This window comes from Sphingobium sp. AS12, assembly GCF_019097845.1.
Lineage (GTDB): Bacteria > Pseudomonadota > Alphaproteobacteria > Sphingomonadales > Sphingomonadaceae > Sphingobium.
In genome coordinates, this window is sequence record NZ_JAHRGM010000085.1 from 58,569 (window position 1) to 72,076 (window position 13,508).

Below are 13,508 nucleotides of genomic sequence, written 5' to 3' on the forward strand. Positions count from 1 at the left end.
AAAGGCTGATCGCCTATGCTCGAAAGTCGCGCGCGCTACCAGCCCCGCCCCATTGAGGCGCGGCGGGCAGCCTGCTAAGCGCCGCACATGGAGGAACAACCCACCCCGTCGCCGCGCGCCAGCGCCCGTCCCGCGCTTGGCAGCCTGGCCATGCTGTGGATGTTCGCCAAACGTTATCCGGGGCGGATCGCGGGCGCATTGGGTGCGCTGATCGTGTCGTCCGCCGCGACGCTGGGCATCCCCAGCGGCTTCCGGCTGGTAATCGACCGGGGCTTCATGGGCGGGGGCGATATCAGCCGCTGGTTTGAATATCTGCTGCTGATCGTCATCATCCTGGCCGTCGCCAGCGCGCTGCGCTTTTACTTCGTATCCTGGCTGGGCGAGCGGGTGGTTGCCGACATTCGCAGCGCGACCCAGGCCAATTTGCTGCGGCAGGCACCCCGCTTCTTCGAGGAAAACCGCCCGTCCGAAATCGCGTCGCGGATGACCGCCGATACGGCCGTGGTTGAACAGGTGGTCGGATCGACCGTGTCGATCGCGCTGCGCAATCTGGTGACCGGCATTGGCGGCCTCATCTATCTTTTCGCGCTGGCGCCCAAGCTGGCGGCGATGCTGTTGCTGGGCATCCCGATCATCCTGCTGGTGCTGGTCAGTCTGGGCCGCAAGGTGCGCAGCCTGTCGCGCGCCAGTCAAGACCGGCTGGCCGATGTCGGCAGCGTGACCAATGAAGTACTGGCGGCGATGAAGATCGTCCAGGCCTTCGGGCAGGAGGCGCGGGAGGCGGCACGGTTCGACGCCACGGTCGAAAGCGGGTTCGGCACTGCGCGGCGGCGCATCAGGTTGCGCGCGATCATGACGGCGGTGGTGATATCGCTGGTGTTCGGATCGATCACCGCGGTGATGTGGCAGGGCGCGCTGGACGTCGCGGCGGGGAAGCTGTCGGGGGGCAGCATTGCCGCGTTCGTGCTGACCGGCGGACTGGTCGCAGGCGCCTTCGGATCGCTCTCTGAAAGCTGGGGCGATCTGCTGCGCGGCGCGGGGGCGGCCAGTCGCTTGCATGAGTTGATGACCGCCACGCCGGACATATTGCCGCCCGCCAGCCCGACCGTGATTCCGCCAGCCGCGCATGGCGCACGGCTGACGTTCGAGGATGTGCATTTCCATTATCCTACCCGGCCCGATCAGGCCGCGCTCAATGGCGTGTCGATCGACGTCGCGCCAGGCGAGACGGTGGCCGTGGTCGGACCATCGGGCGCTGGCAAATCGACGCTGATCCAGTTGGCGCTTCGTTTTTACGATCCGGCGTCCGGCACGATCCGGCTGAACGGTGTGCCTCTGCCGCAGGCCGATCCCGCCGCGATCCGTGCCATGATGGCGATGGTGCCGCAGGACAGCGTGATCTTCGCCGCGTCGGCGCGCGACAATCTGCGCTATGGGAGGTGGGACGCGACCGACGAGCAGATTTGGGATGCCGCCCGCGCCGCCAATGCTGAGGGCTTCCTGCGCGCGCTACCGCAGGGGCTGGACAGTCCGATGGGGGAAGCAGGCACGCGCCTGTCGGGCGGGCAGCGGCAAAGGCTGTCGATCGCGCGCGCGCTGCTGCGTGATGCGCCGATCCTGCTGCTGGATGAGGCCACGTCCGCGCTCGATGCTGATTCGGAACGGCTGGTGCAGGACGCGCTTGGCCGGTTGATGGAGGGACGCACGACCATCGTCATCGCCCATAGGCTGGCGACGGTGCGCGCCGCTGACCGGATCATCGTGCTGAACGAAGGGCGGATCGTCGAACAGGGCGATCATGCCGCACTGGTCGCGCAGGGCGGCCTTTATGCGCGCCTTGCCAGCTTGCAGTTTCAGGATTCGCCGCTGACCTGACCTGTTGGGCGCTGCCGCTCAGACGAACGCCGGCCCGCGGCTCAGCTTGAGGATATGATCAAGAATCGCGGGATGGAGCGGGCGTTCGAAGGCGCAGCCTGCTTCATGGGCGCGCGACCACAGGACGCGGGCGCGACGCCCCTCGAAGCCCGGCAGCATGACCCATAATTCGCTCCCGCTGGTCAGTTTCATGAAGCTTTGGAGACGAAAGCCGGTGACGGAGACGTCCGCGATGCGGCTGTTGAACCAGGTTTCACCCGGCCGGCGCACACGAACGCCGATCTGCACATAGGCGCGCTCGGCGAGCCGTGCTTTTCGTTCCAAGTCAGTCTGTCGTTCGGCGCTCATGGCTCACTATCGCCCATCCTTCGCCACCATTATCGGCGATTGGCGTAAGCAAAGGGTTAAGGCGTCAATCCACCCCGCCCAAAAGTCAGGGCAACAAAAAAGGGGCCGCCCGAAGGCGACCCCTGAAAGATCGGCATTATCACTATCCCGATGCCGCCCTGCCCGCCTGGAAAAACGGGAAGTCCTGACACAAACTGGCAGGCGCGGACAATCAGCGTTTAGAAATTGCCATATTGCTCGTTGCCGACGAAGCCCAGCTTCGTCACGCCCGCACGCTTAATCTCTGCCAGCACCTCATCAACGGTGACATAACGGGTCTGCGCGTTCGGCTGGAACTGAAGTTCCGGCTCGACCGGCAGGCGCAGCGACTGCTGCAGATATTGACGCAGGGTCAGCAGATCGATCGCCGAACCATTCCAGGTGATGATGCCGGCAGCGTCGATGGCAACCTTGTTCTTCACCGGATCGATCGGGCTATCCGTCGGCGGTGCGCTCTGTGGCAGGTCGATCTTGACCGCGTGGGTCTGGATCGGAATCGTGATGATGAACATGATGAGGAGAACGAGCATGACGTCGATCAACGGCGTCGTGTTCATTTCCATCATCGGTTCGCCTTCATCGGAACCCATGCTCATGGCCATAGCGAAATCTCCTTAATCAGCCGGTCAGAGGCGCTGCGTCGTCGAGCCGGGTTCCGGCTCGGAGATGAAGCCCACCTTGGGGAAACCGGCGCGCTGCATCGTGTAGATCGTACCACCGATGCACCGGTAGGGTGTGTTGATGTCGCCGCGGATATGCACTTCGGGCATGTCTTCAGGCGTCATATTTTCGACGCCGCCTGCCTTCTTGATATCCGATTCCAGCTTCGCAACGGCCCGGTTGAGCAGATCGCTGGAATCGACCTTGGTCATGTTCCAGAAAACAGCGCAGCTGCCATCCGACCCGGTCGTGACCGAGAGAGAGACATTTTCGGGCTTCGTCGTGGTCGGCTCGAACGCCACCTTGGGAAGTTGCAGCTCGACCGTCTGGACGACGACCGGGACCGCGATGAGAAAGATGATGAGCAACACCAGCATGACGTCGACGAGCGGCGTCGTGTTGATGTCGGACAACGGTTTGTCGTCACCGCCGCCGGGGCCAACACTCATTGCCATTGATAATATCCTAACATTGGTGTCGATGGCGCCTCACCATCGCGACGAGGCCCATGGTCGGCGGGGAACGGGATGGTCGCAGCGGCCATCCCGTTCCCGCGCCGGCATCTCAAGACAATCAGGCCTTGGTCGGCGCAGCAACCGGCTTGGCAGCAGGTGCGGCGGGAGCCGGAGCAACGCTGGGCTTAACCGCGCCGTTCGACACCAGATAGGCCAGCAGATCGACCGTGAAGCCGTTAAGCTGTTCGGCGATCGACTTGTTGCGGCGCTGCAGGAAGTTGTAGGCCAGAACCGCGGGAACGGCCACGGCCAGACCCAGGGCGGTCATGATGAGCGCTTCACCGACGGGACCGGCGACCGCGTCGATCGAAGCCTGACCGGCTGCACCGATCTTGATCAGCGCGCGATAGATGCCGATAACCGTACCGAACAGACCGATGAACGGCGAGGTCGAACCCACGGTTGCGAGGAAGGCGAGACCGCCGCCCAGCGACGAGTTGATCGCAGCTTCCGAACGGCCGAGCGAACCGTGCAGCCAGTCATGCGCTTCGACCGGATCGGTCAGCTTGGTATGTTCTTCCTGCGCCTTGATGCCGTCATCGACGATCTGCTTGTAGGCGGAGTTCTTTTCCAGCTTGGCCGAGCCTTCCTTGATGTTGGCGGCGCGCCAGAAGGTCGCACGGACCTTCTTACCCTGGTTGATCACCTTCTGCTGTTCGATCAGCTTGGTGAAGAGAATGTAGAAAGTGCCGACCGACATGCCGCACAGGATGAGGAACACGGTCCAGGCGATCGTGCCGCCCTGTTCCAGGGCTTCCATCAGGCCATAGGGGTTTTCCGGCTTCGGCGCCGCAGCTGCGAGATACATCAACATGTTCAAGACTTCCCTCTCAATGAGATCAAGCTAGAGCAAGACGGCGCCGGGCGCGCACCTTGCCCGTTTGGATTATTCCGGCAGACGCCAGGTGATACGGCCATTGTACGTATCGGGCATTTCCGCACCATCGGAACCCTTGGCCGGCTTGAACCGCGCACGGCGCGGCAGCAGGCGGCAGGTCGCCTCATCGAGATCCGGGTGGCCGGTCGAGGAGGTGATGGTGCAGTCGGTTACCCGACCGTCAGCGCCGATTTGCAGGCGGAACCCTGCCGTACCGGAGCGTTCTTCACGCTGGGCGCGGCTCGGATAATCCGCGTCGCTGAGCCAGCTGCCAGGCGAACTGCGCGGGGTAGCGCGGCTTGCGGCGACAGCAGGCGGCGGCGGGGCCGGCGGCGGCGGCGGGGCGGCGACCGGAACCGGGTTGAACACCGGAGGAGGCGTCCGAACAACGGTCATGGTCGGCGCAGGCGCCGGGGTCTGCACGATCGGCGGCGGGGCCACGACCGGCGGCGGCTCGACCGGCTGGTCTGGCGGCGGCGGTGGCGGCTCCTCGTCCGGTGGCGGTGGCTCTTCCTTCACGTCGATCACGTTCAGCTGTTCTGCCGCCTTTTTGACATATTTCATGCCAAGACCGGTGACGAAGGCATAGCCAAGAACAGCGTGAATCAGGGCGACGATGATGATCGAGACAGTCCGACTCGATCCTTGCGAGTGGTCAGCATAGGCCATTCGGCAACGACACTCCTTAACTCATCTTACCAGTGGTTTATACAAATCAGCCAAAAACGACCCAAGCCGACCGGGCTACCCCGGCCACCTTCGGCCCCTGTCCGTCCAATTGCTACCGTGCAAACTCCTATCGCGGCACATCGTGGCACGCAAACGCTTTATCGATATGTTCATTTGCGGTTACCATTTCATAGCGGAATGACTTGCCTGTGACATCCTTGCCACGAGCCAAAAACATAGGACGAAGCTGATCATGAAATCCACCACCCTGTTGTGCCGGCTCGCGCTGCCATGCCTCATTTCAGCCGCAAATCTCCCGGTTTCTCCGGCTTTAGCGCAACAATCGCCGATGGCAGCGCAATCTAGGGCTGCGGCTACCGCCCTGTCCTATGCCGACATTGTAGACTTGGCGGACAATGCCCCGTTGGTCGCCCATGTGCGAATCCGCAACATCATCTCATTGAAGCCCGAACAGGCCGGAGACGTTCCTCCAGGCTATAAACGGCTGTTTATCGAAGGCGATGTGACGGGTTTGATTCGCGGTGAGGCGGGAATCACCCCCCTTGTCAGCTGGCTCTACGATGCCCCGATCGATGCGCGTGGCAAATTGCCCAAGCTAAAGAAAGCACAGGTCATCCTGTTCGCGCGTCCCGGCAGTCGGCCCGGCCAGATTCAGCTGGTTGCCCGTGACGCGCAGATTCCGGCTACGCCCGCCGAAATCGACCGGGTCAAAGGCATATTGTCGGCACTGGTCGCGCGCGATACCCCGCCGCGCATCCTGGGGCTGGGCGATGCCTTCCATGTCGCGGGCACGGTGGCGGGCGAGGGCGAGACGCAGATTTTCCTGCGCACCGAAAATGGCGATCCGGTGTCGCTCTCGATTCTCCGGCGGCCTGGTGAGCCGCCCCGCTGGGCAGTCGCGCTGGGCGAGATTGTGGACGAAGCCGCGCGCCCACCGGCTCCTGGCAGCCTGCTCTGGTATCGCCTTGCCTGTGCGCTGCCCCCGGCCCTGCCCGCCCGCGCGGTGCGCACCCTGTCCGTGCAGGATGCCGAAGCGGCGCGCGCCGACTATCGGGTGGTAATCGAAGCGCTGGGGCCGTGCGGGCGGACGCGGACGCCCGCCTGATACAGCTTTTGCTTGGACGGGCGCGCACCTGTCGCTATCAGCGCGGGCTTCATCACCTGCGCCGATTATAGAGAGAGACGTCCCCATGACCAATCTGCACCGCCATGCCCCGCTGCGCGTCGCGCTCGTCGGCCTCGGCACGGTGGGCGGGGGCGTCATCCGGCTGCTCAACACCAATGGCGACCTGATTGCCCGGCGCGCGGGTTGCCCGATCCAGGTCGTCGCCATTTCCGCGCGCGACCGGAACAAGGATCGCGGTGTCGATCTGTCCCCCTATGAATGGGTGGACGATATGAACAGCCTGGCGACGCGCGACGACATCGACGTCGTCGTCGAACTGATCGGCGGGTCAGACGGCCCGGCGCTGACGCTGGCGCGCCACTGCCTGACCGCAGGCAAGCCCTTCGTCACCGCAAACAAGGCGATGCTCGCCCATCACGGGCTGGACCTGGCGCGCCTTGCAGAAAAGGGCGGCATTGCGCTGAAATATGAAGCCGCTGTCGCAGGCGGCATCCCGGTGATCAAGGGGATGCGCGAAGGCGCCGCCGCGAACGAGATTTCGCGCGTCTATGGCATCCTCAACGGCACCTGCAACTACATCCTGACGACGATGGAGAAGGAAGGCCGGGGCTTTGGCGAGGTACTCAAGGAAGCGCAGGAACTGGGCTACGCCGAGGCGGATCCCAGTTTCGACATTGACGGGGTGGATGCCGCGCATAAGCTGACCATTCTGGCCAGCCTGGCCTTCGGCACCGAATTGGATTTCGCCGCCGTCGCCACCACCGGCATCCGCCACGTCATCGCCGCCGACATTGCCGAAGCCGCCGCGCTGGGATTCCGCATACGGCTGGTCGGCATGGCGCAGAATGGCGCGGATGGACTGTTCCAGCGGGTCCACCCGATGCTGGTGCCGCTCGATCATCCGCTGGCCCATGTCGATGGATCGTTGAACGCGGTGGTGGCCGAGGGCAATTTCGTCGGGCGTCTGTTCTTTCAGGGACGCGGCGCGGGCGATGGCCCGACGGCGTCGGCCGTCGTCGCCGACCTGATCGACGTCGCACGCGACGAATATGGCGACGCCTTCGCCATGCCGGTCGCCGCGCTGACGCCGCAGAATACCGCTGACGCGGGCGCGCGGGTGGGCCGCACTTATTTGCGCTTCATGGTGCAGGACCGCCCCGGTGTGCTGGCCGAAATCGCCGCCGCCACTCGCGACGCGGGCGTATCGATCGAAAGCATGATCCAGCGCGGCGCGCATCAGGAGGATGGCGTGCTGGTCGCCATCGTCACCCATGCGGGCGAGGAACGCTGCATCCGCGACACGCTGGAGCGGCTTGCCGGATCGGAAAGCCTGCTCGGCACGCCGATGGTGATGCATATTCTCGACTGACGGCGTTCAATGCTGCCCGGCGCCCTTGAAACGGTCCGGGAGCGGTGGCGGTGGGGCGAGGTCGGCATCGGGATCAATGATCGCGGTCACGCTTTTGCGCACGACGTCCGCCACCTTGAACACCGACAGGCCGCCGACACATCCCACCCCTTGCCCGCCGGTCACGCCGCAACTGCCCTGCCTTACCGCCGCTGCCGATGCACGCGGGACATCCCCCCTCACGACATCGCCCTGTGTAGATTCACGCGGCAGGGGCAGGCGTTCGCGGGCGTTGCGTTCAGCTCGATTCCCACACACGACAATCGCAGTGCCGCTGCGGTCGCAAGGTTTGACCACCTGAGTCCTGGCGCGATAGGCGGCCATCAACACTTCGTCCGCCGCGTGCGCATCTAACGGCAAGAGGAGAATGAGGAGGCTGGCCAGGGCTTTCATCGCACCCAATCCACCATGGAAACATGGCTGCATAATGGCCACTCCCCTTCCCCGCTCGACAAGGACGGGGCAACGGCCTATCCGCTCTGCCCATAAGAAAAGGCAGAGGAATGAAGATGGTGCAGGCAAGTTCGACGCTGGATCGCGTGTTGGTGCTGGAAATGGTCCGCGTTACCGAAGCGGCGGCCATTGCCGCGTCGAAGCTGATCGGCCGGGGCGATGAAAAGGCCGCTGACGCTGCCGCCGTCGAGGCCATGCGCCTGGCCTTTAACGACCTCTATATGGACGGGACCGTCGTCATTGGCGAAGGCGAGCGCGACGAGGCGCCCATGCTCTATATTGGCGAAAAGGTCGGCAATGCGATCGGCTCCGGCCCGAAGATCGACATCGCGCTCGACCCGCTGGAAGGCACCACCATCACCGCCAAGGCCGGGCCGAACGCACTGGCCGTGCTGGCCATTTCCGAAGAAGGCGGACTGCTCAACGCACCCGACGTCTATATGGACAAGCTAGCGGTGGGACCGGGCTATCCCGACGGGATCATCGATCTGGCCCGGTCGGTAAAGGAGAATGTCGAGGCGGTTGCGGCGGCCAAGGGGGTGGAACCGGCCGACATCATTGTGTGCGTGCTCGACCGGCCACGCCACGAGAAGTTGATCGCGGAGTTGCGGGCCATTGGCTGTGGCATCATGCTGATCCCCGATGGCGATGTCGCTGGCGTGATCGCTACCACCGATCCCGAAACCACGATCGACATCTATATGGGATCGGGCGGCGCGCCCGAAGGCGTGCTGGCCTGCGCGGCGCTGCGCTGCGTCGGCGGGCAGTTCAAGGGGCGGCTGCTGTTCCGCAACGAGGATGAAAAGCAGCGCGCCCGCAAATGGGGGATCACTGATCTCGACAAGATTTATGACCTGAAGGAACTGGCCAAGGGCGACTGCATCTTCGCCGCCACCGGGGTCACTGACGGGTCATTGCTCGACGGGGTCAAGCGGCTGCCCGGAGGCAAGCTGACGACCGAAAGCGTGGTGATGCGCGCCAGCACCGGCACGGTGCGCTGGGTCAAGGGCGAGCATCGGCTGAACCACAAACCGCTTTAAGCGACACTGAGCCGGACATAGTCAAAGGGAGCCGACTGGCTCCCTTTTTTGTAGGCCTAGCGCCCGGCGCGATGGTTGAGGTCGTGGCCCAGCGCCAGGATGCCGACGCCGATCAGCGTATAGACGCTTTCCTGCCAGCCATGGTCCATGGTCAGCGCGCCTGCCATCACCCCAAGTCCCAGCGATCCGATCGCGGCGGGCATCATGAAGCGGTGGACCATCGCGCCATGGCCAAGCGCGATCGCGCCGAGCAATATGGCCAGCACCAGTCCTGCCTCATGGAAGATCGGGCTTTCAAAAATGCCGCCCGCCATCGCCAGCAGGCCCAGCACCACGGCGGTCACGAAGCAATGCGCCAGGCACAGGCCCGACAGCGCGATCGCGAAACGATCGAGGCGGCCGGACAAGAGGAAATGGCGAAGGGACTGCGACATGCTGGCCGTTACATAGGCCAGTCGATCGTAAGTTACAACATATCATTGGATGTTTTTATGGGCGGGCGCGAACCTGCCGCCCACTGCGCCTAAGCTGCCAGACGCAGGCAGTTACGGCCGCTATGCTTGGCGCGATAGAGCGCCTTGTCCGCTGCTTCAAGCATCGCCGATCGCGTCGATTCACCGTCCAGTTTGACCAGACCGGCACTGAAGGTGACGGAGATAGCCTCGCCGTCCGCCTCCCCGACCGGGATCGGATCGACCATGCGGGCGCGCAGCCGTTCACAGATCATGCTGGCACGATCAATGTCGCTGTCAGTCAGCAGGATCGCAAATTCCTCGCCACCCAGACGACCGATACTGTCAATGGTCCGCAGCCCCGGCCGCAGCCGTTCGACAAAGGCGCTCAGCACCCGGTCCCCTGCGCCATGGCCGTAACGGTCGTTGACCGCCTTGAAATGGTCAATGTCGATCAGCAGCAGACAGGACCGCGCGCCTTGACGCGCGCGCAATATTTCCGCTTCCAGCTTGTCGAGGAAAGCGCGGCGGCTGTCTGCGCCGGTCAGCGAATCGCGCGCGGCGACCTGTTGCAGCGCCTGCTGGCGCGCCTTGTGCCGGGACATGTCGCGAATCATGCTGACGACGCCGACGGGAACGCCGCGTTCGTCCACCACGGCGCGGCTGACCATTTCGCACCATTGCAGTTCGCCGTCGGACACGAGGGAGCGAAATTCCACGGTCTGACTCACGCCCGGATGGGCCAGAACGCGGCGGTGGGTGGCGATGACGATCGCACGGTCCTGCGGGTCGACCAGATTGGCGGCGGACTGGCCGATCAGCAGTTCGGGCGCGCAGCCAATCTGTTCGGCAGCCGAGGGGGAAGCATAATGGATGATGCCGTCCACACCGATGTTGAGGACCACGTCGCCGCTATGTTCTGCAATGGCGCGATAGCGCGCCTCGCTATCCTGCAACATCAGGAACAGGCGGCGGCGGCTGTTGAGTTCCGCCGCGACCAACATGCTCATCAGGAAGCTGAGCGCGAGGTAGAATTGAAAATATTGGACCCGCATACCCGTCGATCCGGGCAGCATGGTCATCGGGCCGACACCGTGCATGGTCGCCACGCCGCCGATCACCGCCAGGATGATGATGGACGCTGCCGCCCCCATTTGCCCGGTGCGGAAAGCGATCAAAACCAGCGGCAGGAGCGACGCGAACAGCAGCGGATAGCGCGCCCAGAAAAAGATATGCACGATGGTAAGCGCGAACAGCGCCAGCAGCACGACCATCTCGACCTTCGCCCGCACCGGCGTATCGCGCCACCAGCGGCCACATTCGCCCTGCAAGAACAGGATCAGGATGGGCGCGAAGGTCAGTCCGCCCAGCACATGGCCGCTATACCATTGCAGCCAGGACGCGCCGAACGGCACCGGCGTCAGGAAGGCCGCGACGCTCGCCGCCATGGCACCAGCGATCACATTGGCGACGCCGCACAGGGCAATGATGAATATGATCAGCGGGCGGATTGCGCCGATAATCCGGCGATCCGGCACGAACCGACGGCAGATGATCGCAACGATCAGCGATTCGACGATATTGATCGCCGCCATCGGGATGGCGGCGAGCGGTCCCATGCCGAACAGGGCGGTGGCCATGGCGCTGGCGATGGCGCAGGCGATGATGGCGCGCGGCCAGTAGCGGGTGCGCGAGGTCAGCAGTTCGGCCATCAGGAAAGCATTGGCGCCCCAGATGAAGGCCAGCCCGCCTTCAAAGCGGGAGAGCAGCAGCGCCAGCGTCGCCACGACGAAGTAAACGCTGCCGGTGATGACCGGCGCGAGTATCGATGAGGAGTGACGAAGGGCGACCCGTTGCATGTTGGCAAGGAGGCTAGCGCCGCATCCTTAATATTTGCTCACCATTTGCCCGATATGGAGGGAAAGGCCGCTGCTGTGGCGACGCAAAAACCCCGGCGCTTTCGCACCGGGGTCGAGCATTTCAACGCTGGGCCGAGGAGTCAGGCCGACGCATCCGAAAGCGCCTGATCGGTCGGCGCGGAGATGGACGGATTGCGATCCTTTATCGTCGCCCGCGCCGCGCGCACGCCCGCACCATAATCAGGGTGAACCTGATCAAACAGCTTGCACTGACGTTCCTCGATAAAGTCGGGGATATCGCCCATGGCCGCGGCGATATTGGCGAACAACCGGTCCTTCTCGCCCGCGTCGAACAGTTCGAACAGGGCGCGGGGCTGGCTGAAATCGTCATTCCCCTCCCTGTGGTTCCACCGGTCCGCATCGCCCGAAATCCGCAGCGGCGGCTCCAGGAATTTATTGTCCTCGACCGGCCCGCCAAAGCTGTTCGGCTCATAATAGGCCGCCGGATTGGGATTGTTGGGGGTGAAGCGCATCGCCCCGTCCTTGTGATAATGATGCACCGGGCATTTGGGGACATTGACCGGCAGCGCCTCATAATGGGTGCCGATGCGATGACGGTGCGCGTCTGCATAGGCGAAGATGCGCGCCTGGAGCATCTTGTCGGGCGAGAAGCCGATGCCGGGCACGATGTTGGACGGCGACATCGCCAACTGCTCGATTTCCGCGAAATAATTGTCGGCGTTGCGGTTCAGCTCCATCACGCCGATGTCGATCGGCGGATAGTCGGCATGGGGCCACACTTTGGTGAGGTCGAACGGGTTATAGGGCGTCTTGTCGGCGTCCAGTTCAGGCATGATCTGGACCTGCACCTTCCATTTGGGGAAGTCGCCCTGCTCGATTGCCTCGAACAGATCCTCCTGCGTGGATTCGCGGGTGCGGCCCACGACCTGCGCTGCTTCCTCATTGGTCCAATGCTTGTGGCCCTGCATCGTCTTGAAGTGGAACTTGACCCAGAAGCGCTCATTGGCGTCGTTGATCAGGCTGAAGGTGTGGCTGCCATAGCCGTTGATGTGGCGCACATCGGTGGGCAGGCCACGATCGGACATCAGGATCGTCACCTGATGCAGCGATTCAGGGCTAAGCGACCAGAAATCCCACATCGCCGTAGGAGAGCGCAAATTGGTACGCGGGTGGCGCTTTTGGGTGTGGATGAAATCTGGGAATTTGAGCGGATCGCGCACGAAAAAGACCGGCGTGTTGTTGCCGACCAGATCCCAATTGCCCTCAGGCGTATAGAATTTCATCGCGAAGCCGCGCACGTCGCGCTCCGCATCCGCCGCGCCAGCTTCGCCAGCCACGGTCGAAAAGCGCAAGATCATGGGCGTCTGCGCGCCCGGTTGCAGCACCTTCGCCTTGGTGTAGGCGCTGATGTCGCCGGTGATGGTCAGCGTGCCATGCGCGCCCCAGCCCTTGGCATGAACAACGCGCTCAGGGATACGTTCGCGATTCTGGTGGGCCAGCTTTTCGAGCAGCTGATAATCCTGCAACAGCAGCGGGCCGCGCGGGCCAGCGCTCAGGCTGTTCTGATTGTCGGCGATCGGCGCGCCGCCGCTGGTCGTCATGATGGGCTTGTCGGCCATGATCTTGCTCCTCGTCTAGCGAATGGAGAAAGGATAAGCCGCCTGCAAGTTCCGGTGAAATTGATTAAAACATGCTGACTGATCGAATTTTACGGTAAATCCGATAAAGGCCGCAATCAGGCCTTTTCCAGCGTGCATTGCAGCGGATGCTGGTTTTGCCGGGCGAAATCCATCACCTGATTGACCTTGGTCTCCGCCACTTCATAGCTGAAAATACCGCACACGCCGACGCCGCGCTGATGGACATGCAGCATCACGCGAGTCGCCTGCTCCATATCCATGCGGAAAAACTGCTGGAGGACATGCACGACGAATTCCATCGGCGTGTAATCGTCATTGAGCATCAGCACTTTGTAGAGCGACGGCTTTTTCGTGCGGGTGCGGGTGCGCGTGGCAATGCCGACGCTGGGACCGGTGCCATCGCCCGGATCGTCGCGATCCTCCCCCGTCATCGTCACGGGGATCATCGATGCTGTCAAAATTCTGGTCATGATAGGCGAGAATATGGCGATTTGTCGCCGCATGG

The 13,508-nt window shown here is 63.3% G+C and carries 14 protein-coding genes; 4 read left to right on the forward strand and 10 right to left on the reverse strand.

What is annotated here, in order from left to right:
- Window positions 1-87: 87 nt before the first annotated feature.
- Complete coding sequence (locus KRZ98_RS22455; RefSeq protein ID WP_217675408.1) at window positions 88-1,875, forward strand: ABC transporter transmembrane domain-containing protein; 1,788 nt, start codon at window positions 88-90, stop codon at window positions 1,873-1,875.
- Window positions 1,876-1,893: 18 nt separating this feature from the next.
- Here KRZ98_RS22455 and KRZ98_RS22460 read toward each other — a convergent pair whose 3' ends face one another.
- The 5 genes from KRZ98_RS22460 to KRZ98_RS22480 form a co-directional block, all read right to left on the reverse strand.
- A complete protein-coding gene (locus KRZ98_RS22460; RefSeq protein WP_217675409.1) occupies window positions 1,894-2,223 on the reverse strand; it encodes a PilZ domain-containing protein in 330 nt (109 codons plus the stop codon).
- A gap of 218 nt (window positions 2,224-2,441) precedes the next feature.
- A complete protein-coding gene (locus tag KRZ98_RS22465; protein ID WP_217675410.1) occupies window positions 2,442-2,864 on the reverse strand; it encodes a biopolymer transporter ExbD in 423 nt (140 codons plus the stop codon).
- Window positions 2,865-2,888: 24 nt separating this feature from the next.
- A complete protein-coding gene (locus KRZ98_RS22470) occupies window positions 2,889-3,377 on the reverse strand; it encodes a biopolymer transporter ExbD (RefSeq protein WP_217675411.1) in 489 nt (162 codons plus the stop codon).
- A 118-nt stretch (window positions 3,378-3,495) separates the two neighbouring features.
- Complete coding sequence (locus KRZ98_RS22475; protein WP_182913875.1) at window positions 3,496-4,251, reverse strand: MotA/TolQ/ExbB proton channel family protein; 756 nt, start codon at window positions 4,249-4,251, stop codon at window positions 3,496-3,498.
- A gap of 72 nt (window positions 4,252-4,323) precedes the next feature.
- Complete coding sequence (locus tag KRZ98_RS22480; RefSeq protein ID WP_217675412.1) at window positions 4,324-4,983, reverse strand: energy transducer TonB; 660 nt, start codon at window positions 4,981-4,983, stop codon at window positions 4,324-4,326.
- 349 nt (window positions 4,984-5,332) lie between these two features.
- Between KRZ98_RS22480 and KRZ98_RS22485 the strand changes: the two genes are divergently transcribed.
- Window positions 5,333-6,109 (forward strand): hypothetical protein, encoded by a 777-nt coding sequence (locus tag KRZ98_RS22485; protein WP_217675413.1) that lies wholly within the window; start codon window positions 5,333-5,335, stop codon window positions 6,107-6,109.
- 85 nt (window positions 6,110-6,194) lie between these two features.
- Window positions 6,195-7,499, forward strand: coding sequence for a homoserine dehydrogenase (locus tag KRZ98_RS22490; protein WP_217675414.1), 1,305 nt, complete (start codon window positions 6,195-6,197; stop codon window positions 7,497-7,499).
- Between the two features lie 6 nt (window positions 7,500-7,505).
- On the opposite strand, the gene KRZ98_RS22495 is transcribed toward KRZ98_RS22490, so the two are convergent.
- Window positions 7,506-7,931 carry a hypothetical protein gene (locus tag KRZ98_RS22495; RefSeq protein ID WP_217675415.1) on the reverse strand — a complete coding sequence of 142 codons (426 nt, stop codon included), beginning with the start codon at window positions 7,929-7,931 and terminating at the stop codon, window positions 7,506-7,508.
- 116 nt (window positions 7,932-8,047) lie between these two features.
- Between KRZ98_RS22495 and glpX the strand changes: the two genes are divergently transcribed.
- The gene (gene glpX / locus KRZ98_RS22500) at window positions 8,048-9,031 is read left to right on the forward strand and encodes a class II fructose-bisphosphatase (protein ID WP_217675515.1); all 984 of its coding nucleotides are present in this window, start codon (window positions 8,048-8,050) and stop codon (window positions 9,029-9,031) included.
- A gap of 56 nt (window positions 9,032-9,087) precedes the next feature.
- Here the strand turns inward: glpX and KRZ98_RS22505 are convergent, their stop codons facing one another.
- The 4 genes from KRZ98_RS22505 to clpS all read right to left on the reverse strand — a co-directional run bounded on the left by KRZ98_RS22505 (window position 9,088) and on the right by clpS (window position 13,506).
- Window positions 9,088-9,465: a MerC domain-containing protein gene (locus KRZ98_RS22505; protein WP_217675416.1), complete on the reverse strand. Its 378-nt coding sequence runs from the start codon at window positions 9,463-9,465 to the stop codon at window positions 9,088-9,090.
- Between the two features lie 89 nt (window positions 9,466-9,554).
- The gene (locus KRZ98_RS22510; protein ID WP_217675417.1) at window positions 9,555-11,342 is read right to left on the reverse strand and encodes a sensor domain-containing diguanylate cyclase; all 1,788 of its coding nucleotides are present in this window, start codon (window positions 11,340-11,342) and stop codon (window positions 9,555-9,557) included.
- A gap of 140 nt (window positions 11,343-11,482) precedes the next feature.
- Window positions 11,483-12,982, reverse strand: a complete 1,500-nt coding sequence (locus tag KRZ98_RS22515; RefSeq protein ID WP_217675418.1) for a catalase — start codon at window positions 12,980-12,982, stop codon at window positions 11,483-11,485.
- Between the two features lie 116 nt (window positions 12,983-13,098).
- Window positions 13,099-13,506 carry an ATP-dependent Clp protease adapter ClpS gene (gene clpS, locus KRZ98_RS22520; RefSeq protein ID WP_217675419.1) on the reverse strand — a complete coding sequence of 136 codons (408 nt, stop codon included), beginning with the start codon at window positions 13,504-13,506 and terminating at the stop codon, window positions 13,099-13,101.
- Window positions 13,507-13,508: the final 2 nt, after the last annotated feature.

Coding starts and splice junctions, on each gene's coding strand:
- KRZ98_RS22455 (WP_217675408.1), top strand. CDS start 88: ATGGAGGAACAACCCACCCCGTCGCCGCGCGCCAGCGCCCGTCCCGCG.
- KRZ98_RS22460 (WP_217675409.1), bottom strand. CDS start 2,223: ATGAGCGCCGAACGACAGACTGACTTGGAACGAAAAGCACGGCTCGCC.
- KRZ98_RS22465 (WP_217675410.1), bottom strand. CDS start 2,864: ATGGCCATGAGCATGGGTTCCGATGAAGGCGAACCGATGATGGAAATG.
- KRZ98_RS22470 (WP_217675411.1), bottom strand. CDS start 3,377: ATGGCAATGAGTGTTGGCCCCGGCGGCGGTGACGACAAACCGTTGTCC.
- KRZ98_RS22475 (WP_182913875.1), bottom strand. CDS start 4,251: ATGTTGATGTATCTCGCAGCTGCGGCGCCGAAGCCGGAAAACCCCTAT.
- KRZ98_RS22480 (WP_217675412.1), bottom strand. CDS start 4,983: ATGGCCTATGCTGACCACTCGCAAGGATCGAGTCGGACTGTCTCGATC.
- KRZ98_RS22485 (WP_217675413.1), top strand. CDS start 5,333: ATGGCAGCGCAATCTAGGGCTGCGGCTACCGCCCTGTCCTATGCCGAC.
- KRZ98_RS22490 (WP_217675414.1), top strand. CDS start 6,195: ATGACCAATCTGCACCGCCATGCCCCGCTGCGCGTCGCGCTCGTCGGC.
- KRZ98_RS22495 (WP_217675415.1), bottom strand. CDS start 7,931: ATGAAAGCCCTGGCCAGCCTCCTCATTCTCCTCTTGCCGTTAGATGCG.
- glpX (WP_217675515.1), top strand. CDS start 8,048: ATGGTGCAGGCAAGTTCGACGCTGGATCGCGTGTTGGTGCTGGAAATG.
- KRZ98_RS22505 (WP_217675416.1), bottom strand. CDS start 9,465: ATGTCGCAGTCCCTTCGCCATTTCCTCTTGTCCGGCCGCCTCGATCGT.
- KRZ98_RS22510 (WP_217675417.1), bottom strand. CDS start 11,342: ATGCAACGGGTCGCCCTTCGTCACTCCTCATCGATACTCGCGCCGGTC.
- KRZ98_RS22515 (WP_217675418.1), bottom strand. CDS start 12,982: ATGGCCGACAAGCCCATCATGACGACCAGCGGCGGCGCGCCGATCGCC.
- clpS (WP_217675419.1), bottom strand. CDS start 13,506: ATGCGGCGACAAATCGCCATATTCTCGCCTATCATGACCAGAATTTTG.